The sequence below is a fragment of the Pantoea sp. EKM101V genome (assembly GCF_011800325.1).
GTDB lineage: Bacteria > Pseudomonadota > Gammaproteobacteria > Enterobacterales > Enterobacteriaceae > Pantoea > Pantoea anthophila.
Map to the genome: position 1 here is coordinate 68,690 of NZ_JAALFP010000001.1, position 22,840 is coordinate 91,529.

Genomic DNA, 22,840 nt, shown 5'->3' on the forward strand with positions numbered 1-22,840 from the left:
GTAGGGCGACCGAGTGCGTGACAGACCAGCGCGCCCGGAGGACGCGCCTCACAGGAGTTACTGCGCTTTGAAAGGATCTTTTTTATCATCCTGGCTGTCATCATTTTTGCGCGGCACTTCCCCGTGATCTTTTGGGGCATCCGTCGCAGGGTGATCATCTTCCTCATAAGCGTTGCCCACGTGCGGCGCTGCTTCCGGCAGACTCTTGCTCACATCACCTTCATGCTTACGTTCTTCGTTCGTTTTATGCTTAAACATCATTCGCTCCTTTTGGTTCCCAGTGCTGTAAGTCTAGACCAGCGCTGAGATCTCGCCTCCGGCCCTGTCAGAGACATCGACGTGAAAGGAGCTCTCTTCACTGCGGGCAACGCCAGCACCAGGCTGTCAGTAACTTCGATTAAAAAATTCGATTGAACTGATTAATAAAAGGCATATAGTGAGCTGCGTTACCAGGAGATAGAAATTATGTTACGAGATCATTTAAAGATTGAAGCGGAAGACCAGTTAATCGAGCAGCGGTCGCTGAGCCTGCGAAATCGGGGTCAGGAAGAGGTCACCGAGTGGATTATTGTTAACCGCGAAGGGATTAAAAAGGGCGGCGTCACGCTGTTCGATAAACTCACAACCCGCCGTTCATGGCCGGTCAGCTACCGGATTATGCAGACCGATCTGCAGGGTAATGTGGTTGTTGATCGGCTGACCGACGCACTCTGATTTCCCGACATATTGTCACTACGGTTAAATGCAGAACCGATAACCCGCACCCGGCGGGTTTTTTTATGGCTGACGAAAGCGGCGCAGTTCGACCAGTGTACCAATCAGCTTCAGGTTATCGCGCCGGGAGTGCAGCTCAGGGAAATTGATATTGACCGGTGCGAGTTCAAACTGCGTGACACCCTCTTCACTGCCTCGCTGACGCCAGGTTCGCAGCAGGGCGACCTGTTGCTGTAGCGCCAGCACGCTGTCGCCAGGCTGCGGTGACAGGCTGGGATCGATAATCACCACATCATCGCGCAGAATCGCCGGTGCCATCGACTGATCCTCTACCCGAAAGGCAAAACTCTGCTGAGACAGCGCCATATCGTTATGCATCAGACGATCCTGCCGGACAGAACCGGCATCACTCAGCCATTGCGCCACATCGCGCTGCGCCAGCAAAGGAATCTGGTGCAGCCCGGCCCAGGCGCTTTCGCTGAAAACAGGACCATCACCCTCTATCAGAAAGGCCGGTGCGCAGCCCAGTGCTTCAGAGAGCCGAAGCAGGTTTTCGCCACGCGGCAGGGTCTCCTCTTTTTCCCATTGCGAAACGGCCACATGGGACACGTTTACCTGCTGCGCCAGCTGCTTCTGCGTTAACTGCAGTGACTTGCGTCGGAGTCGGATGCGATCACCCAGGGTTTCGTTTTTCATCTGCTTGACTTTTTGGTTAAGAGTGACTTAAGTATACTTAAACCTGGTATTTAAGCAATCTTAAATTCGTGGGGGAAAAGGTGGCTGTTAAGCATGCCGTGAGTTCCAGAGACCTTACCGGAAAAAGGGGTGTGGCATGGAAAGTAGTCTGATTACCAGTATGGGTGCGTTAGTTCTGGGTGGGGGCGCCGCAGCACTTTTCTGGAAACCGTTGTTGGCGGGTATCGCCTCAATCGTGACCAGTAATCGGGCAGGCGGCGAAATTATTACCAGTTACAAAGAGCAGGTGGTGTTGCTGAAAGAGAGCAATGCGCTGATACGGGAGGAGAATGATGAGTTACGCGAACGGCACGACAGAAATCTGCGGCGTATTGCCACGCTTGAAACCGATCTCCGGTTAATCAAAAACGCAGTGGGTATTTTACTGGCAATGACCGAAACCGATCAGAACGATAAGTTTCGTAATGAAATTGATCGGCTTATCTCAACTCTGGAGGATCGCAGTGATGACACCGATAAATAGTCCTTTGACCGTTCTGACATACCGGCGAAAAGTGATTCTTGGCGGGATTCTGCTGAGCTGTTCGATGATCTGCATCCTGATGACCATCATTTTTCTCTATGTCAGCAACACCGCAAATAAACGGGTCGAGGAGATCCGGGCGGATTACCGGGTCATCGCCGCCCGCCGTGAGGACAAAGTCGATCTGCTCACGGATCAGGTTGCGGCGTTGCAGCATAAGCTTGATGCGCTGCCCGATCGCACAGCAGATAAAACGGTCAACAAAGTCAAAGAGGTGGTGAAAGAGGGCGATTTACCTTCGGCCGAAACGGGGCAATAGTCGTAACTTCCGATTATTCCTAGGGCGGCTTCGCTATTATCGACTACGTTTAAATCTCCGGGCGACATTTTCTATCTTAAATGCAGGCCCGCTGATTGGCTGGTTGATGAACCGCAAAGCCTAATCACTTTGGAAAACTGACCAGAAGGAAAATTAGCATGAGCGATTCAACTGAAACCAAGACCAAAAACGATTATCTGCGTGACGTAGCGTCGCAGCTGAAAGAGATGCGCCACTATGCGCAGACCAACACTGAAACCCTCTCCAGCCACTGGTTAGCCTTTGATGCCGGTGAATATAAAGACAAGACCAACGCTGACCGAATCGACGCGTTGCTCAACAAACAGGGTAAGCTGCTGGACGACCTGGATGCCGCCATTCAGGATATTGAGATTGAAATTAATCACAGTGAGCAGGAGAGCTGATTCCTCTCCCGCTGACTGATGCGGTGGCCGATCAGGGATTAATCGGCCACCAGCCACATTTCCGCTTCGTCGAACATCTCTTCCACGATACGCGCAACCGTCGCTTTATCGTTCTTACTCAAATCTGTGTCAATCGCATTACGCTCCATCGGCTTAACCTTAACTTCAATGTCAGGAAAGACCCGATGCACCCGCTTTTCCAGCTCCTCAAGAATCATCTCGCGAGCACCCGGTAAACCGGCAACGTTGCGCTTGTCATAAATCAATTCAACAAACATGATGGCAATCCATTCAGGGCAAAATCGCTGATCTATAATACTGTAAATAAAAACAGTAGCAAGGTTGAGCGCCGGTTTTGACGCAAATTTTTATGCCGTCCGGGCCGCCATCTTCAGCTGGAAAAATGCGCGCGCATCGCGACATAATGGCGGCTTACTCTTCAGGAGGCCTGCGCGATGCGACAACTGGTAATCGATATTCTGCTTAAGCTGGCGAAAATGGATGTGGATGCGAAAGAGCTGACCGCTCAGATTGAAGCCCAGTCGCTGCTGGTTGCGGCGCTGCTGGTACAGGCAAAACAGGATAACTCCCTGACCATTACCGAAACCGTACAGGATGCGATTGTCACCGCGTCCCGCTCGTCAGCCGAATTTATGCAGTCCGATGTTGATCTGCTGCTGACCCACATTAATCGTCTGCTGGCCGTGGCCAGCTATGTTGAGGTGAAGGGCAGGACCCCCTGAACGCGCGGGCAGGGTGAAACTGACCTCTGAAGAAGATTAACCGGCACGCGTCTTCAGAGGTCGCCTCAATCAGAGCTCGTTTTTAATGCAGAACTCTTCCCAGCTCATCCCCAGTGACGCAGCATGCGATTTGAGATAAGCCTCGATAGCTTCAGCCGCCACCGCTTTATCCGGCTCAGCGAGCTGGATAGAAAAAATCATGCCATCCAGATTCTTCTGACGCAGGAAGGCCGCATAGATGCGTTCAGCATGCCATTCGCGTAGCTCTCGCAGTGAGAGATTGGCCGCGCGGGCATCGCTCTCAGTCAGTTCATCAAGGGCAGCCTGAAAGTCCGGGTGAGCGGTAAAAAACATCTCGCGTGCCTGCGCGTAGTAGGCTTCTGGGGTTTTCATCATTCTGTTCCTGAAAGTCTGTTGCAGCGCGCCAGTGTAACGGGTTGTCTCACGGTTGTCAGGCATCGTCGCGCCGGAATGTCGCGGCGGGGGCCGCCCGCAGACAGCCGCGCCGGGAATGACCGGTAACGGATAAGGTGAGAAATGGGCTGCAATCCGGGTGAAGCAGCAGCCCGAACCGTCAGATACCTTGCGCAGCGCGGGGAAAAAATTATAACGTAGCCGCCATTAACGCGATTTTAGGGATTAAACATGAAAAAGTGGATGCTGATTGCGGCGCTGGCACTGGGTGGCTGTGCGCAAATCAACGATTATGAAAATGCGGTGCAGACCCCGGCACCCGCCGATTTGCAGGGCAACTGGCAAACCGTCGGACCGCAGAGCGGTCTGATCAGCAGCCAGGCGACAGGCAGCATCATTATTAATGCGGATGGCAGCACGCTGGATTGCCGTCAGTGGCAGCGGGTGATCGCCAAGCCAGGCAAGCTGACCCGACTGAATGGCGACTACGTTAATGTGACACGTCAGCTGCGTGTGATGCCGCTGGATGTCGACAATGGCGAGCTTAGCTACGATGGCCTGACGCTGCGAAAAGTGGCCCGTCCGACGGTTGAGTGTCAGCAGGCGCTGGAGGAGATGGCAAAGCAACCTAAAGCCACGGTGATCCAGAATATCGAACCCCAGTTGCTGCGTACATCGATTACCGAGCACAACGCGCAGTCATAACGCCACCTGTAAAAGAGCCCCGGCAGGGCAGAGCCACCCTGATGCTCTGTCTGCCGGGGCTTCATACTAAGGTCAGCAGAAAATCAGTCCGCCACTACCCAGACGCTGACGCTGCCGCCGTTGCAGGCAAACACTGCGGTGCCGTGCTCATCGGCGGTGATTGTCTCTTCACGGTTACCCAGATAGTCGCGCCACACCTTACCGGCAAAGCCTTCACCCATGGGCACGCTTTTCTCACCCGCATCACCGTTTGACATAATCACCACGCAACCCGGCTGGGTTTCCGTGCCGCTGCGGCTGAAGGCGACACAGTTGGGATGATCAAAGTAGTCGGTCTGAACACCCCAGCCATACTGCTGCCGCGCCCTGATCAGGCCTTCGAGTTCCGGGATCACCGGCATCTCAATCTTGTGCGTTTCACCGTCGCCACCCTCATCTTCGTACGTCGCGCCGAACAGGTCAGGATAGAAAACGGTTGGCACGCCCTGTTCACGCAGCAGGATCAGGGCATAGGCCAGCGGTTTGAACCAGGCTTCAACCGGCGCCTCAAGTGACTGCAGCGGCTGAGTATCGTGGTTCGCCACGATAGTCACGGCGTGCCACGGGTCAGCGACCACCAGAGAATTGGCAAAAATCTGGCTCATATCGTAGGCACTGCCTGCGGTTGACGCCTGATGGAAGTTCATATGCAGCGGGGCATCAAACAGCATGGTTTTGCCTTCCACCTGATGCACATACTCCTGCAGCTTCTCCGTTTCAAACGACCAGTATTCAGCGACGATAAACATCGGCTCTTCAGCCACCTCCTGAATATGGTCGATCCACTCCTTGTAGAACCACGCCGGGATATGTTTTACCGCATCCAGGCGGAAACCGGTGCAGGGAACCTGTTCCATCACCCAGCGCGCCCAGTATTTCAGCTCCTCTCTGACCGCATTGTTGCGGAAATCGATGTTGGCCCCCATCAGATAATCGAAATTACCCAGTTCGTTATCCACCTGGTCGTTCCAGCCTTCCGCGGTGTAATCGTTGATGATTTTAAACACACCGTTTTCGTCCGGATTTTCGATGTGGTCTACGCCGCTGAAACATTTGTGATCCCAGATGAATTTCGAATACTCCCCGGCGCGCGCCGGAAAGGTGAATTTCGTCCAGGCTTCACACTCGACGACCTCATCGTCAATTTCATCGCGGTTATCCGGATTGACGCGGTTAACGCTGATCGCCTCTTTCTCGTCCGCGGCCATTTTGTGGTTCACCACCACATCGAGCAGCACCCCGATGTTATGGCTGCGCAGCGCCTCTGTAGCGGCCAGTAATTGCTGTTTGTCGCCATATTTGGTGGCAACCCCGCCTTTCTGATCGAATTCCCCAAGGTCAAAAAGATCATAGCTGTCGTAACCGACAGAATAACCACCCGAACCCCCTTTGTAACACGGTGGTAACCACGCCATCGTAATGCCAGTTTCGCTGAGCCACGCCGCGCGATCGGCGACTTCAGGCCACAGTTTGCTGCCATCCGGGTAATACCAATGGAAAAACTGTAATAACGTTGGGTTTTGCATGTACCGCTCTCCAGGGGGGATGATGAAAATCAAGTATGGAGTAAGCGGCAGAAAAGAGACGCCGCGCAGAAAAATAAATCTGGCGGCGTGGCAGAGCAGGGGATCAGGAGAGGGTTTCGCGGGGCACCATCACCACACCGCCCTGGTTACCATAGGCGGACATGACAGATTTCTGGCGGCTGCTCTGACCCACCAGCGCGGCCAGCTCATCCATCCGCGCCTGCAGCAGACGTTTCACTTCACTTTCGTTATCCAGGATATGCCGCAACACCGGGCGCAGCTGCTCCTGCGTCTGCGCCGACGGCGAGGCCTTATCTGTCGACTGGGCTAAATTCTGCACCGCGCTGACATACTCCATCTCCCTGCTGATCAATTCATCCCATTCGCCCTGTGCTGCGTGACGCAGCATACCCTGGCTGAGATCGAGTAACTGTTGGTAAACGGCAATCAGATGCGGTGCAGTAGTCATTAAACGGCGTCCTGAATCAGGTTAGATTGAACCACTTCTTTCCACGCGTCCGCGATGTTGCGCAGCAGGCCTTCGACCTCCCCGACCGCTTCAACATCGTTGTGCAGGTTGGCCTGCAGTAGGCGACGCGTCATGTAGTTGTAAAGATCCAGCAGGTTATCTGCCAGTTCGTCACCACTGTTTTCAGCAAGCCCCTCTTTCAGGCCAGCTTCGATAATATTGATAGCTTTAGAAATTGAGGTGCCTTTACCTTCAATATTGCCATCCTGCATAAACAGACGGGCGCGGATCAGCGCGCTCAGTGCGCCGTCGAACAGCATCACGACCAGCTGCTGCTGGCTGGCGCTCATCACGGCGCTTTCGACGCCAATTTTTGCATAGGCTTTGGTGCCTGTAGCGGTGTACATGGTCACTCCTATGATTTATCAGAAGAACTTGACGTATCGAACTGCTGCGTCAGATAAGAACTGGTTGAGTTAAGTTTACTGATAGCCAGATCCAGCTGAGTAAACTGCGTTTTATAGCGTGCGATATCCGCGTCGATGCGGTCGCTGGTGGTGTTGTAAAGGGCGGTCAGGTTTTTCAGCGTTTTACTCACGCCATCTGTAGCAGACTGAACGATTCCTGTGGATGAGAGCCATCCGGTAACGCTAGTCGCAATTTTGGTGGTAATGCCGGTGGTCTTACCGTCACCCACAATCATCTCTTTGACGCCTGCAGCGTCTTTATCCAATGCGGCACTCACCTTGGTGGAGTCAATGACCAGAGAGCCGGTTTGAGGATCGGTGGTAATGCCAATCTGCCCCAGAGATTTATAGGCAGATGTGCTCTGCGCATTGGTCAGCATGCTTTTCAGCTGGGTCTCAATGGTCCGCAGGGTACTGTCACCCAGCAGGGCGCCATTACTGGAGTCCTGCGAATCGGTGTTGGTATCCACCTGGGTGTATTTGGTCAGGGTATTGAACTGATCCAGCAACGTATTGTAGGCATCAACCCAGCTGCTGATGGCACTGGAGGCTTTGGACGTATCCTTGGCGATAGTCAGCGTCTGGGCGCCAGTGGTCTGCGCGGTAAGATTCAGGGTAATCCCTTCCAGCGCATCGCTGATCTGGTTGCTGCTGTTCTCAATTGCAACGTTGTTAACGGTCAGCTGGGCATTCTGCGCCGGGACGCTTTGCGTCATCGCATTGCTGCTGGCGGAGGCATCATAGCCCACGATCCCCTGCAGGGTGTCATCACCGGTCACGGCAATCTTCGTCACCGCATTGTCGCTGCCGGTTTTGTTGGCGCTCATGGAGAGGCGGAAACTGCCATCTGACACCTTGATAATTGTCGCGGTGACGCCGGCATCTGCGCCGTTAATCGCGTCACGCATGCCGGTCAGCGAAGTCTGATCGCTGCTCAGCGTCACGCTTTTGCTGGTGCCATCTTTTAAGGTGATAGCAATGCTGCGGCTGGATGCGGAGCTGTCGCCCAGTGCGGCGGTGTTGCTGCTCTGCACTGCTGATGTCAGCACCTGCGCCTGCGCCAGCTGGGTAACACTGATGGAGTATTTACCCGCCACGGTGCTGCCAGAGGTCGTGGCGCTGAATGCCGTTGAGCTGCTGGTCGCGGTGGTCGCGGTAAACAGGTCGGCACTGTTCAGCTTGGTGTTGGCAGTCTGGAAGGTCGTCAATGCGCTCTTCATGGTAGCGTAGGCACTGAGCTTGGCAGTATAAGCAGACTGCTGTGTTGAAATCGGTTTGAGCGCCGCTTTTTCAGCGGTCTGCAGGTTATCAAGCATGGTACTGAGTGGCAGGCCGGAACCCACACCGAGATTGCTAAAACTAGCCATAGTTCTTCCTTTATAAGGTCGACAGGGAAAGTGAATAGCTGGGTTATCGGCCTTGAATGCGGAAAGTTTAAAGGTATTTGCCTTAGGGTAATGAGTTAAATAAGGACTATAGAGAAGGGTAATTCAGCGGCTAGAAAATTAATGAATCAGGCCTAAAGAAGTCGGAAAGGGTGGCGATAACCTCAAACGTGACAGGCAGAAGCAAAAAATTTCGCCTGGTACTAAAAAAATTCTAAAGGTTGTTTGACGACAGACGATAACAACTTTGACGGCGCTGAAGCCGGCGGGTTGAAGCCCACACCTTAACCGAAAGACTTGATTAACAGGAAAATTTATCATGGCCCAAGTCATTAACACCAACAGCCTCTCGCTGATCACTCAGAACAACATCAACAAGAACCAGTCAGCTCTGTCTACTTCAATGGAGCGTCTGTCTTCTGGTTTACGTATCAACAGCGCGAAAGATGACGCTGCTGGTCAGGCGATTGCCAACCGTTTCACCTCTAACATCAAAGGTCTGACTCAGGCTGCCCGTAACGCCAACGACGGTATCTCTGCTGCGCAGACTACTGAAGGCGCGCTGTCAGAAATCAACAACAACTTACAGCGTGTTCGTGAACTGACCGTACAGGCTCAGAACGGCACTAACTCTGATTCTGACCTCTCTTCAATCCAGGACGAAATCAAATCCCGTCTGGACGAGATTGACCGCGTTTCTGGTCAGACTCAGTTCAACGGCGTGAACGTACTGGCTAAAGACGGCAAAATGTCTATCCAGGTTGGTTCTAACGACGGTCAGACTATCGACATCGACCTGAAGAAAATCGACTCTTCAACTCTGGGTCTGTCAGGTTTCGGCGTCTCTAAAAACGCACTGAAAACCAGCGATGCAATCACTCAGGTTGGCGCAAGCGGTTCACTGAAAGATGTTAACCTGTCAGCTGTTGCCACTGCTCTGAAAGTAGATGCAAGCTCACTGTCACTGAGAAACGTACAGACTTCAGCTGGCGCAGCCACTGCAACTTACGTTGTTTCTTCTGGCAACGACAACTACGCCGTTTCTGTTGATGACGCGACAGGTAACGTTTCACTGAACACCACTGACGTCTCTTACACCGACTCAGCTAACGGCGTGACTGCTGGTACCATGTCTGGTCAGTTCGTTAAAGTTGGTGCAGATTCAACTGGCGCAGCTCAGGGTTATGTGACTGTTCAGGGCAAAGACTACAACACCGCAGCAGGCGCAATTGTCAATGGTAGCGCAGGTGGTACTACTGGTGTTGCAAGCAACATCGGCGACATCGCTGACGCAGCTAACGCTAACGCTCACAAAGGTTCAGCGACTGCTAACCCACTGGCACTGCTGGACAAAGCTATCGCATCTGTTGATAACTTCCGTTCAAGCTTGGGTGCGGTACAGAACCGTCTGAACTCAGCGGTCACTAACCTGAACAACACCACCACCAACCTGTCTGCAGCACAGTCTCGCATTCAGGATGCTGACTACGCGACTGAAGTGTCAAACATGTCTAAAGCGCAGATCGTTCAGCAGGCTGGTAACTCCGTGCTGGGCAAAGCGAACCAGGTTCCACAGCAGGTTCTGTCTCTGCTGCAGGGCTAATCGCTTCTGTCAAAATTCAAAACCCTGCTTCGGCAGGGTTTTTTTTGATCTTTTTCTCCTGCGCCGGGCTGAAAGCCGGAGAATGCACTGAGCCTGAAGTCGCCTCTGCCGGTACTTTATTACCCCACAACTTCCCCCGCCCGTTACAGTTCCCGCCACGCTTGCCGATAACTCTTCACAGAACACTATAACTTTCGATGTTAACTTTTGTGGAGTGTCTATGCGCTTCAACTATGACCTGCTGCCGGGTGAGCGGCTGACGTTTGAAGAGATCGCCCGGCGTTATGCCCAGCAATACCCTGATGAAAAAGAGCTGACGGCACGTGCACTGCTGAGTCCCTCAACCGGGTTGCGAACCCTGAAGATACGCGCGGTCTTCGCCCAGGAAGAGAGCAACAGCCCGCTGGAGGATCTGCTGTTTATCTCCAGTGATAACGAGCGCAAGAATTACCTGCGCCGCTTTGAGCACTATCTGAAGCAGAATCTCTCTTTCCTCTATTTCCGCCGCAGCGAGAACGAAAAGCGCGACAACCTGTGGAAAGTGATGGGCAGCAGTCAGGTTTTTGCCATGATCGATCCGCAATCTGCTACGGCGCAGAATCTGCTGCAGAGTCGCGGCTATAAACTGGTGATGATGCATCAGGATGAGGATGAGGCCTACTGGCAGCTCTTTAATCCGCAGGCGAACCCCTGTTTTCCGCAGTCGCAGACTATCCAGTTTATCGTGGTGCTGAGTACGCCAGAGCACAAGGTGCCTGCGGCGGTGATGCCGGGGACGGAAGTCGGACGACGCGTCAAGGCGCGGGTGCTGCAGCGGGCCAGCCAGGCGGAGTTTATCGCCGGTGTAAAAGCCCGCTACGGTGCCTGTGTCATGACCGGCACAGAGCTGACCGAACGGCATAGCTGGCCCTGGGTCGAAGCCTGCCATATCGACACCCAGGAGAGCGATGACGGGCTGGTGGCGGACAACAGCATCGATAACGGCCTGTTTTTACGCAGTGATTTGCAGCGGTTGTTTATTAACCGATTGATTAGCATTGATGGTGAGTCGGGACAGATCACCGTGCATCCCGGCGAGGATGCACAACAACATATTTCGCCCTGGTATCAGGAACTGGATGGCCGGATTTGCAGCCTGTGGGCTGCGGTGCCACCCGCCACGCGGCAACGGCTGCGCGCCCGTCGATAATCCCCGCTGAAGAGTGCAGAAGGATCTGCATTCTGAAGTAACAAAAGTGAAATAGCCTCGTTTTACCCCGCCTATTCCTCCAATCGAAAACGCTACAGAATTGGATAATCATGCCGATAACATCATTAACGCAGGGTAGTCAACGTGAACGATTTCTATACCGCCGAAGGCGTGATGGACAAGCATTCGCTCTGGCAGCGCTACGTGCCGCTGGTGCGCCATGAAGCGCTGCGTCTGCAGGTTCGCCTGCCGGCCAGCGTTGAACTTGACGATTTGCTGCAGGCCGGGGGGATAGGGCTGTTGAATGCCGTAGAGCGTTATGACGCGCTACAGGGAACAGCCTTTACCACCTACGCCGTACAGCGTATTCGTGGCGCAATGCTCGACGAGCTTCGCAGTCGGGACTGGGCACCGCGCAGCGTGCGCCGCAACGCGCGTGAGGTGGCCGGAGCGATGCACAAGGTAGAACAGTCGCTGGGGCGTTCCGCCTCCGAGCAGGAAGTGGCGCAGCAGCTGAACGTTTCCATGGAGGAGTACCGGCAGATCCTGCTGGACACCAACAACAGTCAACTTTTCTCCTACGACGAGTATCGGGAAGAGCACGGCGACAGTGCGGAGCTGGTGACGGAAGGCCATGAGGAGGCTAATCCGCTTCATCAGTTGCTTGAAGGGAGTCTGCGTGAGCGCGTCATTGAAGCGATCGAAGCGTTACCCGATCGTGAAAAGATGGTGCTGACACTGTACTACCAGGAAGAACTGAACCTGAAAGAGATTGGCGCGGTGCTTGATGTGGGTGAATCCCGCGTCAGTCAGCTGCACAGTCAGGCGATTAAACGCCTGCGGGCCCGGCTTACGGGAGCGCGCTAGCAGTATCAGTTCCTGGCGATTCAAAAATATAAGAAACCGGGGACTCAGTAATGGGAGCCAAGACCAAGGCCAGACCGTTAAGTCGTTATCTTAAAGACTATAAACACAGCCAGAGCAACTGTTCGCATTGTGGCAAGGTATTAGATCGAATGGCGCTCGTTTTTCGTGGTCAGATCATCAATAAAGAGGCCATCGCTCGGATGGACCAGATGATTGATGAACAACTGTGGCTGAAACTTCAGCCAGAGCTGACCGCGCTCTGTCGCTTCTGCAGCGATATTTTTTGCAATACTCATCCGAATTATTTCGACATTATGGCGTTCAAACAGTACCTGTTTGAACAGACAGAAATGAGCCCCAGCACGATTCGCGAATATGTGGTGCGGCTGCGTCGGCTGGATGAGATGCTCAAAGCCAAAAATTTCCCCGCCGACAGGCTTAAGGGAGAGAGCTGGCATCAGTGTCTGGAAAGCGATCTGCCGGATGCCGGAAATAATAATTACCGCATTGCGCTGCGCAAGTACGATCAATTCTTAGGCTGGCAGCAGGGGTAACCCTGGTCTGCACCGAGGGCTCCCCCGCGTGCCTGCGGCACGTTACTCTGTTATCCGCCTGCCGGGTAACGGAGAAGGGGGGAGCACGGCGCCGCTTCCTCACCGCATCGACGGTCACCTGAATCAGAGTGATCCTTTGCGCATCTTCTGCAACACTGTAAGGATAATTTGAATGCCCGAACGGAGGCAGCATTGTCTTTACATCTGTTACACCAATTCCCGCGTCTTGAACTGCTGGGCGCCCCGACACCTTTAGAACACCTGCCACGCCTCTCCGACTATCTGGGTCGCGATATTTTCATCAAACGTGATGACTTCACGCCAGTGGCGATGGGCGGCAACAAGCTGCGAAAACTCGAATTCCTGGCGGCCGATGCGCTGCGCGAAGGAGCGGATGTGCTGCTGACGGCGGGCGCGATCCAGTCCAATCATGTGCGCCAGACAGCGGCCGTGGCAGCCCGCCTCGGCCTGAAGTGCGTGGCACTGCTGGAAAACCCGATGGGTACCCACGCTGAAAACTACCTGAGCAACGGCAACCGCCTGCTGCTGGATCTGATGGATGTGGAGGTGATCGCCGTAGATGCGCTGCATAATCCCGCCGAACAGCTGGCTGAAGAGGCTACACGTCTGGAAGCGCAGGGATTCCGTCCTTATATCGTTCCGGTCGGCGGCTCAAATGCGCTGGGTGCGCTAGGCTATGTGGAGTGCGCCCAGGAGATTGCACATCAGAGCGAAGGCGTTGTGGATTTCGCCGCCGTCGTGGTGGCATCAGGCAGTGCGGGCACCCATGCGGGGCTGGCGGTTGGCCTGGAGCAGCTGCTGCCGGAAACCGAGCTGGTGGGCGTCACCGTTTCACGTCAGACCGACGCGCAGTTGCCGCTGGTTGAGCGGCTGCGTCAGTCGCTGGCAGCCTCTCTGGAGGTGCAGGCAACGGCCCCGATCACGCTGTGGGATGAGTATTTTGCGCCCCGCTATGGTGAGCCCAATGAGGAGGGCATGGAGGCGGTGAAACTGCTGGCAAGGCTGGAAGGCATTTTGCTGGACCCGGTCTATACCGGCAAGGCGATGGCCGGCCTGATTGATGGCATCAGTCAGAACCGCTTCCGTCGCGAAGGCCCGTTGCTGTTTATTCATACTGGCGGCGCGCCCGCGTTATTTGCTTATCATCCTTCGATCTGAGACAAGCGAATAAAACAGTTTATACTCCGGGCGTTATCATTCTGGACTGGCAGCGACTCGCCGTGCTGCCCTTATAAAAACACACACACAATACTGTCAAAAATGGGGTAAATATGTCCTTTTCTCGTGCAGGTCGTCAGATGGTGATGGGCGTTATGGCCGTGGCGCTGATTGCCGGCGTCAACGTTAAAACCTTTGCAGCGGAAAATCTGCTGAACAAGATTAAAGAGCGCGGCACGCTGCTGGTGGGTCTGGAAGGCACCTATCCGCCGTTCAGCTTCCAGGATGAGCAGGGCAAGCTGACCGGTTTTGAAGTGGAATTTGCGCAGCAGCTGGCACAGCACATGGGCGTTAAAGCGAGTCTGAAACCGACCAAATGGGATGGCATGCTGGCTTCCCTCGACGCAAAGCGCATCGATGTGGTGATTAACCAGGTGACCATTTCCGATGAGCGTAAGAAGAAGTATGACTTCTCTACGCCTTACACTATCTCCGGTATTCAGGCGCTGACCATGAAGGCTAACGCCAGCACCATCAGCAAACCGGCTGATCTGGCGGGTAAAAAGGTTGGTGTGGGTCTCGGCACCAACTACGAGCAGTGGCTGCGTGAGAACGTGAAGGGCGTGGACGTGCGTACCTATGATGATGACCCGACCAAATATCAGGATCTGCGCTCAGGTCGTCTGAATGCCATTCTGGTTGACCGTCTGGCGGCGCTGGATCTGGTGAAGAAAACCGGCGATACCATGGCGGTAGCGGGTGACGCTTTCTCCCGTCAGGAAGCGGGCGTTGCCGTGCGTAAAGGCAACGACGATCTGCTGAAAGCGATCGACCAGGCCATTGCTGATATGCAGAAAGATGGCTCGCTGAGCAAGCTGTCTCAGAAATGGTTTGGCGCGGACGTGACGAAATAATGCAGGAAAGCCTTCAACTGGTGCTGGATTCAGCACCTTTTTTATTAAAGGGCGCGCTGTTCACGCTGCAGCTCAGCATCGGCGGGATGTTCTTCGGCCTGCTGCTGGGCTTTCTGCTGGCGCTGATGCGGCTGTCTCACTTCTGGCCGTTTCGCGTGCTGTCGCGGATCTATGTCTCGATTTTTCGCGGCACCCCGCTGATCGCGCAGCTGTTTATGATCTACTACGGCCTGCCACAGTTTGGCATTGAGCTGGACCCGATCCCCTCGGCGATGATTGGTCTCTCGCTCAACACTGCGGCTTACGCCTCGGAGTCCCTGCGTGGTGCCATCGCTGCGATTGAGCGCGGACAGTGGGAAGCGGCGGCGAGTATCGGCATGACGCGCTGGCAAACCCTGCGCCGGGTTATCCTGCCGCAGGCGGCGCGCACCGCACTGCCACCGCTGGGCAACAGCTTTATCAGCCTGGTAAAAGATACCTCGCTGGCCGCGACCATCCAGGTGCCGGAGCTGTTCCGTCAGGCGCAGCTGATCACCTCGCGGACACTGGAAGTCTTTACCATGTACCTGGCGGCTTCGCTGGTCTACTGGGTGATGGCCACGGTGTTGTCTGCGTTGCAGAGTCGTCTGGAACAGCATGTTAACCGTCAGGATTCGGAGTCGAAATGAGTGCCATCGAAGTCAGAAAGCTGGTGAAATCATTTAATGGCCAGACGGTGCTGCACGACATCGATCTTGATGTGGCCGCCGGTGAAGTGGTGGCGATTATCGGCCCCAGCGGCTCAGGTAAAACCACGCTGCTGCGCAGTATTAACCTGCTGGAAGTGCCGGACAGCGGCACTATCCGGGTCGGCGAGATTACGGTGGATGCCGCGCTGGCGCAGAGCAAACAGAAAGAGCAGGTGCGTCGTCTGCGTCAGCAGGTCGGTTTTGTCTTCCAGAACTTCAATCTGTTTCCCCACCGTTCGGTGCTGGAGAACATTATTGAAGGACCGGTGATCGTAAAAGGTGAAGCGAAGGCGGAGGCCGTCGCCCGCGCCCGCACGCTGCTGGAGAAGGTCGGCCTGCACGGCAAAGAGGGAAGCTATCCGCGCCGTCTGTCGGGTGGACAGCAGCAGCGTGTGGCCATTGCGCGTGCGCTGGCGATGCGACCGGAGGTGATCCTGTTCGATGAACCCACCTCGGCGCTGGATCCGGAGCTGGTGGGGGAGGTGCTCAGCACCATTCGCGCACTGGCCGAAGAGAAACGCACTATGGTGATCGTCACGCATGAGATGAGCTTTGCCCGCGACGTGGCAGATCGCGCCATCTTTATGGATCAGGGGCGCATTGTGGAGCAGGGCGACGCGAAAGCGTTGTTCAGTAACCCGCAGCAGCCGCGTACCCGCCAGTTCCTCGACAAGTTCCTCAGTCAGTAATTCAGTGGCCTTCTCCGGAAGGCCGCATTGCTTTTTACTCCTCCCTGTTTAATCCGGAATAGCGCGCTCTCATGCTATTTCGGGTCGCCGTACCATAATGCGCTGATAAGCGGTTAAACCTTTTGCCACATCTGACAAATCTTTTCTTTTCATCAACGGCTGACTGGTTTTTATTTCTTCCGCTTTCTCTTATTTATCCCGTCAGCATTATCAAAGATTATTTTCCTTTAATTCATCGCTTCGGATGATATCGGGCGCAGAGCAGGGAAAATCAATAAGTGTAAGGAAACGTTCTGCTAAGTAAATAACGGTAACGTCAGGGCCAGATAATGGTTTTTAGGAGTTTCGCTACATTCAATGCGGCATCAATGGCGAATAATCGCTGGATAATCATAAAAGCCACAGAGATTCCCTCGCTTTCCTTTTCCGCATTCTGACCTACGCAGCAGGAGTCAATTAATGAGCCAGACGAAATCAGACCAGATATTGTGGGTAGACACCCTGAAGGGGGCCTGCATATTGCTGGTGGTCCTGTACCACACCGTGTTACCCGGTTTTGAGGGGACAATAAAATATCTCTCCGCCGGATGGTTCCCGGCCGAAATATGGATACAGTTTAATACGGTTCTGTCACCCTTACGGATGCCAGCCTTTTTCTTTGTTTCGGGACTGCTGGCCGCCAACGGTATTCTGAACCGGCCCTGGAAACAGGTATTTACCAGTCGTATTACCAATCTTTTTTATCTCTATATTCTGTGGGGCTTTATTCAGTGGTGGTCCATTATTGGTATCTCCACGGAAATTACCGGGCAGCGTATTTCACAGAACCTGAATGCTGCGTATGCCGGTTCGCTGTTTGAGTTTCTCAAGCTGACCTTTATGGCGATGAGTACCTCCTGGTATCTCTATGGCTTAGGACTCTATTTCCTCTGCGCTAAAATTTTCCGTGAATATAAGCTGGCCCTGGTGGCGGTGGCTATCCTGCTTAATTATCTGGCGGTCGAGAAAGTGATCCCGTTCTGGGGACCACAGAGCCTGGCCCAGTATTTCCTGTTTTTCCTGTTGGGCGCGTTCTGGAGCCAGACCATGCTGCGTCTGAGTGAATGGCGTCGTGAGAACGTCATGCCCTGGGCGATACTGGCCGCCGTGGCGGGTATCCATGTGATCTTCGGTCTGGATAAGAGTCTGTTCCTTTGTGTGCTGGCGGTGTTGTTCAGCATTGCGGCCTGTCGCTGGCTGAATCAGCATTTCAGCATGCGTTATCTCAACTGGGTGGGCCGCAATACCCTGCAGATTTATGTGATTCATCGCATCTTTATCGAGTTCTTTGGTATGTCTGCGATCCTCTTCGCGCAGCGGCATCACCTGTTTGAACAGGCGTGGTTTTCATTTTTCTGGGCCTGTTTCTATCCGGTAGTGATCGTGGCGCTCTGCTCGCTCTGTTCCGTGGCGATCTGGTCGCTGACCAACCGCGGGGTGGGGCAGTCGCTGTTTCTGTTTCCGACGCTGCTTAAGCGGCAGCGGAATGCGGTTTCGCAGTAAAAGGGGAGCGCCTGGCGGCGGGGTGGCTCTGAGAGGGTTTCGCCCGCCAGGCGTGAGGGAGTTTCAGTTCGCCCGTGCAGGCGGACGCGTCAAGGGGCGGACGCCCGCCCCTTAACAATCCCGGCGTCCGGCAGCCTCCGCGCCCCGCGTTGCGGGGTACCTTCGTCACGCCCTGCGGCCGACGGACCGTCCGGACTCGCCATCCCTGGCTCGTGCCGTCCTCTCGCCGACGTCCTGTCGGCTCATCCTGGCCTCCGGTTGCTCCTCAGCGCGCCGGATGCCTCTCCCACACCCCCGCCTTTGATATCTTCGTTTCTCCTGGACGGATAATTGTCTGCTGGTCTGAAAGCGGAAGCCAGTGACGGAAACTCACCGCAATTCTCACCGCAATAAGAGAGCCACATAAAAAAAGAAGAGATAACAGCGGGGAGGGAGGCCGTCTGAGCCGCTGAGCGGATGAGGGATTTCAGGACGAGCGACAGGGATGTCGCGAAGAGGCAGGGTCGCGCCAGGGATGGCGCGTCCTGCCGGTCCGTGAGAAATCCGGAAGAAGCGAAGGGACCGCGAAGCGGCGGTGAGGCAGGCCGGAGCCCGGGGTCAAGGGGGCGCGGCGACTGGCGCCCCCTTGTCGGTCGCCTGCAGAGGCGAAGCTGAAACTGCCCGGTTTACCCGGCGAACGAAACCTTCTCAGACTCAACCCGCGCAGCGAAACCCATTAGTCCCAGTTACCCGGCGAACGAAACCTGCTCAAAGCCCGTTCACGCAGCGAACAATCCCAGCGCCCGTTCGCGCAGCGACCTCGCCGGCAACCCGCCCCCTTACCCGATGGTCATCAGGCTGGCGTTACCGCCTGCGGCCGCGGTATTCACACTCAGTGAGCGCTCAATCAACAGACGCTCCAGCAGCAGATTCGTCTCGCCGCGGGCGAAGCCCTGCACCGACACAATCGCGCCGTCACGCGCGGCAATCTGTTCGCACAGGGCGCGCAGCTGATCGGCATCGCCGTGATAGATTACCGCATCAAACTCCGCCGTCAGCGGGTCTCGCGCCAGCGTAATGCGCGCTTTCACCGCATCCGGCAGCGAGGCACGCAGGGTGCGATGCAGCTCATCATCCTGCCACAGCGCCTTACTGCCGACGCTGGTCACGGCCGCCAGCTGAATCAACGCATCCTGCTCGTTGTCAGCCAGGCAGAGCACCTGATCGCGTGGCAACAGCGAGAAGGTATTGCGCTCACCCGTCGGGCCGGGCAGCAGCCGTACCACACCGGCCTGGGCCAGCTGGTCGTAGCGATCACAGAGTTCAGCCAGCGCCGGTTTATCTTTGGCCCAGCTGCTGAGTGCCTGATGCGGAGCCAGCAGAGCGTGACGCAGCGTGCTGTCAGCCGGGCGCTCCGCATCCTGGCGATCGAAGGTCAGACGCAGCGCGCCATCCGGACGATGTGCCAGCAGGCGGTAGAGATAGAGCGGACCGCCCGCTTTCGGACCGGTACCGGATAAGCCTTCACCCCCAAACGGCTGCACGCCAACAACGGCGCCCACCATATTGCGGTTAACGTAGAGGTTACCGACCCGGGCGCTCGCCGTGACCTGCGCAATGGTCTCATCGATACGCGTATGGACACCCAGCGTCAGGCCGTAACCGGAAGCGTTAATCTGCTCAACCAGCTGCGGCAGCGTGTTGCGGGTGAAGCGCACCACGTGCAGCACCGGTCCGAAAATCTCTTTATCCAGGTCGCTGACCTGATCCAGCTCAATCAGCGTGGGTTTGACAAAGGTGCCGCTGTTCCACTCTTTGCTGTCCTGCGGATTATCCTGCACCGCCTGATAGACCGTGAAGCCCTTGTTACGCATCGCCTGAATATGGCGGTCGATATTGGCTTTGGCTTCGGCGTCAATGACCGGGCCGATATCGGTGGAGAAGCGCTCCGGGTTACCCATGCGGCACTCTGCCATCGCACCGCGCAACATTTTCAGCGTATGGTCAGCGACATCTTCCTGGATGCAGAGCAGACGCAGGGCGGAGCAGCGCTGTCCGGCGCTGTCGAACGCCGAGGCAACGATATCAACCACCACCTGCTCGGTCAGCGCGGAGGAGTCAACGATCATCGCATTCATCCCGCCGGTTTCCGCAACCAGCGGCACTGGGCGGCCGTGCTGGTCAAGACGACCGGCGAGATTACGCTGCAGCAGGGTTGCCACGGCAGTGGAGCCGGTAAACATCACACCGCGCACCCGGTTGTCGCCGGTCAGCTGTGCGCCAACGGTTTCACCCTGGCCTGGCAGCAGCTGCAGCACGCCTGGTGGTACGCCCGCATCCAGCAGGATCTGCACCGCCTGCGCGGCAATCAGCGGCGTCTGTTCGGCAGGTTTGGCCAGCACGCTGTTGCCTGCTGCCAGTGCTGCCGCAATCTGACCGGTGAAGATCGCCAGCGGGAAGTTCCACGGACTGATGCAGACCACCGGGCCCAGCGGGCGATGGGTTTCATTGTCGAAATCGTCGCGCACCATGCCGGCGTAGTAATAGAGGAAATCGACCGCTTCGCGCACTTCCGCGATGGCGTTGTTGTAGGTCTTGCCCGCTTCACGCACCAGAATGCCCATCAGCTTCTGCATCTGGCCTTCCATAATCTGCGCCGCGCGCTCCAGAATCGCGGCACGCTCCTGCGGCGGGGTGGCAAACCAGATTGGCCCGCTGTTCACGGCGGCATCCAGCGCCACAGACACTTCCTGCTCTGTCGCTTCACGCACCTGACCCACGCGATCGCCAGGCACGGCCGGGTTCAGCACGTCGTGCAGCTCACCGGTGCCCGCTTCGCCATCGATCATCGGTTCGGCCAGGTAAGGGTGGGCGGTGCTGCTCAGCAGGGCGCTGGAGAGTGAGGCGAGGCGGTGTTCGTTGGCCATATCCAGACCCGCAGAATTGACGCGGTTCTCGCCATAGAGGTCACGCGGCAGCGGGATCTTCGGATGCGGCAGGCCGATCGCGCCTTCGCTGGCCCCGAGTTTTTCAACGGCGAGCACCGGATCGGCAACCAGCTCGTCAATCGGCAGCGAGGTATCCGCGATGCGGTTAACAAAGGAGGTGTTGGCTCCGTTCTCCAGCAGACGACGCACCAGATAAGCCAGCAGGGTTTCATGCGTCCCCACCGGCGCATAGATGCGGCAGGGGCGATTCAGTTTCCCGTCCGCTACTTTGCCGACCACCTGCTCATAGAGGGGTTCACCCATGCCGTGCAGGCACTGGAACTCATACTGTCCCGGATAGTAGTTGTTGCCCGCCAGCTGATAGATGGCGGCCAGGGTATGGGCATTGTGCGTGGCGAACTGCGGATAGATCAGGTTCGGCACGGAGAGCAGTTTACGGGCGCAGGCCAGATAGGAGATATCGGTGTAGACCTTGCGGGTGTAAACCGGATAGCCTTCCAGACCTTCCATCTGCGCGCGTTTGATTTCGCTATCCCAGTAAGCGCCTTTCACCAGACGGATCATCAGGCGGCGGCGACTGCGCTGGGCCAGGTCGATCAGCTCATCGATGACAAACGGGCAGCGTTTCATATAAGCCTGGATGACGAAGCCGATCCCGTTCCAGCCTTCCAGCTCCGGCTCGAAACAGAGTTTCTCCAGCATATCCAGCGACAGTTCCAGCCGGTCAGCTTCTTCGGCGTCGATGTTGATGCCGATGTCATAGGAGCGCGCCAGCAGCGTCAGCGACTTCAGCAGCGGGTAGAGCTCTTCCATCACCCGCTCATACTGCGCGCGGCTGTAACGGGGATGAAGGGCTGACAGTTTGATGGAGATGCCCGGACCTTCATAGATGCCCCGGCCATTGGAGGCTTTACCAATCGCATGGATCGCCTGCTGATAGGAGAGCAGGTAGGCTTTGGCATCGCCTGCGGTCAGTGCCGCTTCGCCCAGCATGTCATAGGAGTAGCGGAAGCCTTTCTCTTCCAGCTTGCGGGCGTTCGCCAGGGCTTCGGCGATGGTTTCGCCGGTCACGAACTGTTCGCCCATCAGTCGCATTGCCATATCCACACCTTTGCGGATCAGTGGCTCACCACTCTTACCGATAATGCGGTTCAGAGAGCGCGACAGGTTTGCTTCATTATGGGTTGAGACCAGGCGGCCGGTAAACAGCAGACCCCAGGTGGCCGCGTTGACAAACAGGGACGGGCTGCGTCCCAGGTGTGACTGCCAGTTCCCGTTACTGATTTTGTCGCGGATCAGCGCGTCGCGGGTTGGCTTGTCAGGAATACGCAGCAGCGCTTCGGCGAGGCACATCAGCGCCACGCCCTCGTGAGACGATAATGAAAACTCCTGCAGCAGGCTTTGCACCATACCGGCGCGTCCGGTTGCACCTTTTTGGTGCCGCAGCTTGTCGGCAAGCTGATAAGCGAGCTGATGGGTTTTCTCTGCCAGCGGCGCTGGCAGGCGCGCCTGCTCCAGCAGCATCGGCACCGCATCCGTCTCCGGACGACGCCAGGCGGCGGTCACGGCGGAACGGGTCACGGACTGCGGTAAAATCTGCTCTGCGAAGTCAAGGAACGGCTGATGCAGCTCCTCTGGCTGGATGTCGTCAGACTCGGCGGCGACCTGTGCAGTGAGAGGGATCTCCGGCACGGCATCCCCGGTTTCCAGCTGGCCCAGGTAGTTAAAAATCGCCTGTTTGATCAGCCAGTGTGGCGTGCGGTCGATGCGCTGCGCAGCCAGTTTGATGCGCTCACGTGTCGCGTCATCCAGTTTTACACCCATGGTGGTTGTACCCATGACTTCCAGGCTCCTTAATAGTGGTTCGATACGGCGTGGGCTGCACTATCACTTAAGTTGCAACTTTGTGCAACCGTGTTAAATGTGAGCCAGTTAACACCCCTGTGACATCGCCAATTGTTAAATCTGACAATTCGGCACGGATATTGCTGCAAGATCCTCGCCAGGTTGGCAGACCCGATAAAATGCGGGTTTCCGGCAGGTTACACGGTGGTGCAACCGGATAACTGTGAGCGAGTGCAACCTCTGGACACTTTTTCACAACCGGTTAGTGAAATCACTGTAACGCCTGTGTTAAATCCATTGTGCGCGCCACGCCTTTCCGGCAGGATACCGCGCCGCTGGGAAATGACTGACGCCCTGACGAAAACAATCGGCCCGTAC

24 protein-coding genes are annotated in these 22,840 nt (G+C 55.9%); 15 read left to right on the forward strand and 9 right to left on the reverse strand.

Annotated features, from left to right (window positions below; genetic code table 11):
• Positions 1–57: 57 nt before the first annotated feature.
• Positions 58–258 (reverse strand): hypothetical protein, encoded by a 201-nt coding sequence (locus HFD92_RS00390; RefSeq protein WP_046102075.1) that lies wholly within the window; start codon positions 256–258, stop codon positions 58–60.
• 207 nt (positions 259–465) lie between these two features.
• On the opposite strand from HFD92_RS00390, the gene HFD92_RS00395 reads away from it, so the two are divergent.
• Complete coding sequence (locus tag HFD92_RS00395) at positions 466–714, forward strand: hypothetical protein (protein ID WP_009089591.1); 249 nt, start codon at positions 466–468, stop codon at positions 712–714.
• 63 nt (positions 715–777) lie between these two features.
• On the opposite strand, the gene HFD92_RS00400 is transcribed toward HFD92_RS00395, so the two are convergent.
• Positions 778–1,410 (reverse strand): helix-turn-helix domain-containing protein, encoded by a 633-nt coding sequence (locus HFD92_RS00400; protein WP_111208690.1) that lies wholly within the window; start codon positions 1,408–1,410, stop codon positions 778–780.
• Between the two features lie 136 nt (positions 1,411–1,546).
• On the opposite strand from HFD92_RS00400, the gene HFD92_RS00405 reads away from it, so the two are divergent.
• The 3 genes from HFD92_RS00405 to HFD92_RS00415 all read left to right on the forward strand — a co-directional run bounded on the left by HFD92_RS00405 (position 1,547) and on the right by HFD92_RS00415 (position 2,677).
• A complete protein-coding gene (locus HFD92_RS00405; protein WP_009089595.1) occupies positions 1,547–1,933 on the forward strand; it encodes a hypothetical protein in 387 nt (128 codons plus the stop codon).
• The gene (locus HFD92_RS00410; protein ID WP_033736205.1) at positions 1,917–2,252 is read left to right on the forward strand and encodes a hypothetical protein; all 336 of its coding nucleotides are present in this window, start codon (positions 1,917–1,919) and stop codon (positions 2,250–2,252) included. The genes HFD92_RS00405 and HFD92_RS00410 overlap by 17 nt, the downstream gene beginning before the upstream one ends.
• 158 nt (positions 2,253–2,410) lie before the next feature.
• Positions 2,411–2,677: a hypothetical protein gene (locus tag HFD92_RS00415; protein ID WP_009089598.1), complete on the forward strand. Its 267-nt coding sequence runs from the start codon at positions 2,411–2,413 to the stop codon at positions 2,675–2,677.
• Between the two features lie 38 nt (positions 2,678–2,715).
• Here HFD92_RS00415 and HFD92_RS00420 read toward each other — a convergent pair whose 3' ends face one another.
• Positions 2,716–2,955 carry a DinI-like family protein gene (locus tag HFD92_RS00420; RefSeq protein ID WP_009089600.1) on the reverse strand — a complete coding sequence of 80 codons (240 nt, stop codon included), beginning with the start codon at positions 2,953–2,955 and terminating at the stop codon, positions 2,716–2,718.
• Positions 2,956–3,132: 177 nt separating this feature from the next.
• Between HFD92_RS00420 and iraP the strand changes: the two genes are divergently transcribed.
• Positions 3,133–3,420 (forward strand): anti-adapter protein IraP, encoded by a 288-nt coding sequence (gene iraP / locus HFD92_RS00425; protein ID WP_009089602.1) that lies wholly within the window; start codon positions 3,133–3,135, stop codon positions 3,418–3,420.
• A 69-nt stretch (positions 3,421–3,489) separates the two neighbouring features.
• Here iraP and HFD92_RS00430 read toward each other — a convergent pair whose 3' ends face one another.
• Positions 3,490–3,813, reverse strand: a complete 324-nt coding sequence (locus HFD92_RS00430) for a DUF6388 family protein (RefSeq protein WP_009089604.1) — start codon at positions 3,811–3,813, stop codon at positions 3,490–3,492.
• A gap of 252 nt (positions 3,814–4,065) precedes the next feature.
• Between HFD92_RS00430 and yedD the strand changes: the two genes are divergently transcribed.
• Complete coding sequence (yedD, locus tag HFD92_RS00435) at positions 4,066–4,539, forward strand: lipoprotein YedD (RefSeq protein ID WP_058958303.1); 474 nt, start codon at positions 4,066–4,068, stop codon at positions 4,537–4,539.
• 83 nt (positions 4,540–4,622) lie between these two features.
• Here yedD and amyA read toward each other — a convergent pair whose 3' ends face one another.
• The 4 genes from amyA to fliD form a co-directional block, all read right to left on the reverse strand.
• The gene (gene amyA / locus HFD92_RS00440) at positions 4,623–6,104 is read right to left on the reverse strand and encodes an alpha-amylase (protein ID WP_111208689.1); all 1,482 of its coding nucleotides are present in this window, start codon (positions 6,102–6,104) and stop codon (positions 4,623–4,625) included.
• Between the two features lie 103 nt (positions 6,105–6,207).
• Positions 6,208–6,573: a flagella biosynthesis regulatory protein FliT gene (gene fliT / locus HFD92_RS00445; protein WP_009089609.1), complete on the reverse strand. Its 366-nt coding sequence runs from the start codon at positions 6,571–6,573 to the stop codon at positions 6,208–6,210.
• Positions 6,573–6,980: a flagellar export chaperone FliS gene (gene fliS, locus HFD92_RS00450; protein WP_009089611.1), complete on the reverse strand. Its 408-nt coding sequence runs from the start codon at positions 6,978–6,980 to the stop codon at positions 6,573–6,575. Before fliS ends, fliT begins: the two co-directional genes overlap by 1 nt.
• A gap of 8 nt (positions 6,981–6,988) precedes the next feature.
• Entirely contained in the window at positions 6,989–8,407 is a 1,419-nt protein-coding gene (gene fliD / locus HFD92_RS00455) for a flagellar filament capping protein FliD (RefSeq protein ID WP_111208688.1), read from the reverse strand.
• A gap of 337 nt (positions 8,408–8,744) precedes the next feature.
• Here fliD and HFD92_RS00460 point away from each other — a divergent pair, with 337 nt between their 5' ends.
• The 9 genes from HFD92_RS00460 (at position 8,745) to HFD92_RS00500 (ending at position 17,690) form a co-directional block, all read left to right on the forward strand.
• Positions 8,745–10,028 carry a FliC/FljB family flagellin gene (locus tag HFD92_RS00460; protein ID WP_111208687.1) on the forward strand — a complete coding sequence of 428 codons (1,284 nt, stop codon included), beginning with the start codon at positions 8,745–8,747 and terminating at the stop codon, positions 10,026–10,028.
• A gap of 220 nt (positions 10,029–10,248) precedes the next feature.
• A complete protein-coding gene (locus HFD92_RS00465; RefSeq protein WP_009089620.1) occupies positions 10,249–11,217 on the forward strand; it encodes an HNH endonuclease signature motif containing protein in 969 nt (322 codons plus the stop codon).
• Positions 11,218–11,361: 144 nt separating this feature from the next.
• Positions 11,362–12,084: an RNA polymerase sigma factor FliA gene (locus HFD92_RS00470; RefSeq protein ID WP_058958307.1), complete on the forward strand. Its 723-nt coding sequence runs from the start codon at positions 11,362–11,364 to the stop codon at positions 12,082–12,084.
• Positions 12,085–12,134: 50 nt separating this feature from the next.
• Entirely contained in the window at positions 12,135–12,638 is a 504-nt protein-coding gene (gene fliZ, locus HFD92_RS00475) for a flagella biosynthesis regulatory protein FliZ (RefSeq protein ID WP_009089624.1), read from the forward strand.
• Positions 12,639–12,830: 192 nt separating this feature from the next.
• The gene (locus HFD92_RS00480; RefSeq protein WP_111208686.1) at positions 12,831–13,817 is read left to right on the forward strand and encodes a D-cysteine desulfhydrase; all 987 of its coding nucleotides are present in this window, start codon (positions 12,831–12,833) and stop codon (positions 13,815–13,817) included.
• A gap of 113 nt (positions 13,818–13,930) precedes the next feature.
• Positions 13,931–14,731, forward strand: a complete 801-nt coding sequence (gene tcyJ, locus HFD92_RS00485) for a cystine ABC transporter substrate-binding protein (protein WP_009089627.1) — start codon at positions 13,931–13,933, stop codon at positions 14,729–14,731.
• The gene (gene tcyL, locus HFD92_RS00490) at positions 14,731–15,399 is read left to right on the forward strand and encodes a cystine ABC transporter permease (RefSeq protein ID WP_111208685.1); all 669 of its coding nucleotides are present in this window, start codon (positions 14,731–14,733) and stop codon (positions 15,397–15,399) included. The genes tcyJ and tcyL overlap by 1 nt, the downstream gene beginning before the upstream one ends.
• Complete coding sequence (gene tcyN, locus HFD92_RS00495; RefSeq protein ID WP_009089631.1) at positions 15,396–16,148, forward strand: L-cystine ABC transporter ATP-binding protein TcyN; 753 nt, start codon at positions 15,396–15,398, stop codon at positions 16,146–16,148. Before tcyL ends, tcyN begins: the two co-directional genes overlap by 4 nt.
• A gap of 459 nt (positions 16,149–16,607) precedes the next feature.
• Positions 16,608–17,690, forward strand: a complete 1,083-nt coding sequence (locus tag HFD92_RS00500) for an acyltransferase family protein (RefSeq protein ID WP_111208683.1) — start codon at positions 16,608–16,610, stop codon at positions 17,688–17,690.
• 818 nt (positions 17,691–18,508) lie between these two features.
• Here the strand turns inward: HFD92_RS00500 and putA are convergent.
• Positions 18,509–22,456, reverse strand: a complete 3,948-nt coding sequence (putA, locus tag HFD92_RS00505; RefSeq protein WP_167428091.1) for a trifunctional transcriptional regulator/proline dehydrogenase/L-glutamate gamma-semialdehyde dehydrogenase — start codon at positions 22,454–22,456, stop codon at positions 18,509–18,511.
• Between the last annotated feature and the right edge of the window lie 384 nt (positions 22,457–22,840).

Excerpts from the sequence above, each read along its gene's own strand:
- HFD92_RS00390 (WP_046102075.1), bottom strand. The coding sequence starts at position 258 with ATGTTTAAGCATAAAACGAACGAAGAACGTAAGCATGAAGGTGATGTG.
- HFD92_RS00395 (WP_009089591.1), top strand. The coding sequence starts at position 466 with ATGTTACGAGATCATTTAAAGATTGAAGCGGAAGACCAGTTAATCGAG.
- HFD92_RS00400 (WP_111208690.1), bottom strand. The coding sequence starts at position 1,410 with ATGAAAAACGAAACCCTGGGTGATCGCATCCGACTCCGACGCAAGTCA.
- HFD92_RS00405 (WP_009089595.1), top strand. The coding sequence starts at position 1,547 with ATGGAAAGTAGTCTGATTACCAGTATGGGTGCGTTAGTTCTGGGTGGG.
- HFD92_RS00410 (WP_033736205.1), top strand. The coding sequence starts at position 1,917 with ATGACACCGATAAATAGTCCTTTGACCGTTCTGACATACCGGCGAAAA.
- HFD92_RS00415 (WP_009089598.1), top strand. The coding sequence starts at position 2,411 with ATGAGCGATTCAACTGAAACCAAGACCAAAAACGATTATCTGCGTGAC.
- HFD92_RS00420 (WP_009089600.1), bottom strand. The coding sequence starts at position 2,955 with ATGTTTGTTGAATTGATTTATGACAAGCGCAACGTTGCCGGTTTACCG.
- iraP (WP_009089602.1), top strand. The coding sequence starts at position 3,133 with ATGCGACAACTGGTAATCGATATTCTGCTTAAGCTGGCGAAAATGGAT.
- HFD92_RS00430 (WP_009089604.1), bottom strand. The coding sequence starts at position 3,813 with ATGAAAACCCCAGAAGCCTACTACGCGCAGGCACGCGAGATGTTTTTT.
- yedD (WP_058958303.1), top strand. The coding sequence starts at position 4,066 with ATGAAAAAGTGGATGCTGATTGCGGCGCTGGCACTGGGTGGCTGTGCG.
- amyA (WP_111208689.1), bottom strand. The coding sequence starts at position 6,104 with ATGCAAAACCCAACGTTATTACAGTTTTTCCATTGGTATTACCCGGAT.
- fliT (WP_009089609.1), bottom strand. The coding sequence starts at position 6,573 with ATGACTACTGCACCGCATCTGATTGCCGTTTACCAACAGTTACTCGAT.
- fliS (WP_009089611.1), bottom strand. The coding sequence starts at position 6,980 with ATGTACACCGCTACAGGCACCAAAGCCTATGCAAAAATTGGCGTCGAA.
- fliD (WP_111208688.1), bottom strand. The coding sequence starts at position 8,407 with ATGGCTAGTTTTAGCAATCTCGGTGTGGGTTCCGGCCTGCCACTCAGT.
- HFD92_RS00460 (WP_111208687.1), top strand. The coding sequence starts at position 8,745 with ATGGCCCAAGTCATTAACACCAACAGCCTCTCGCTGATCACTCAGAAC.
- HFD92_RS00465 (WP_009089620.1), top strand. The coding sequence starts at position 10,249 with ATGCGCTTCAACTATGACCTGCTGCCGGGTGAGCGGCTGACGTTTGAA.
- fliZ (WP_009089624.1), top strand. The coding sequence starts at position 12,135 with ATGGGAGCCAAGACCAAGGCCAGACCGTTAAGTCGTTATCTTAAAGAC.
- tcyJ (WP_009089627.1), top strand. The coding sequence starts at position 13,931 with ATGTCCTTTTCTCGTGCAGGTCGTCAGATGGTGATGGGCGTTATGGCC.
- tcyL (WP_111208685.1), top strand. The coding sequence starts at position 14,731 with ATGCAGGAAAGCCTTCAACTGGTGCTGGATTCAGCACCTTTTTTATTA.
- tcyN (WP_009089631.1), top strand. The coding sequence starts at position 15,396 with ATGAGTGCCATCGAAGTCAGAAAGCTGGTGAAATCATTTAATGGCCAG.
- HFD92_RS00500 (WP_111208683.1), top strand. The coding sequence starts at position 16,608 with ATGAGCCAGACGAAATCAGACCAGATATTGTGGGTAGACACCCTGAAG.
- putA (WP_167428091.1), bottom strand. The coding sequence starts at position 22,456 with ATGGGTACAACCACCATGGGTGTAAAACTGGATGACGCGACACGTGAG.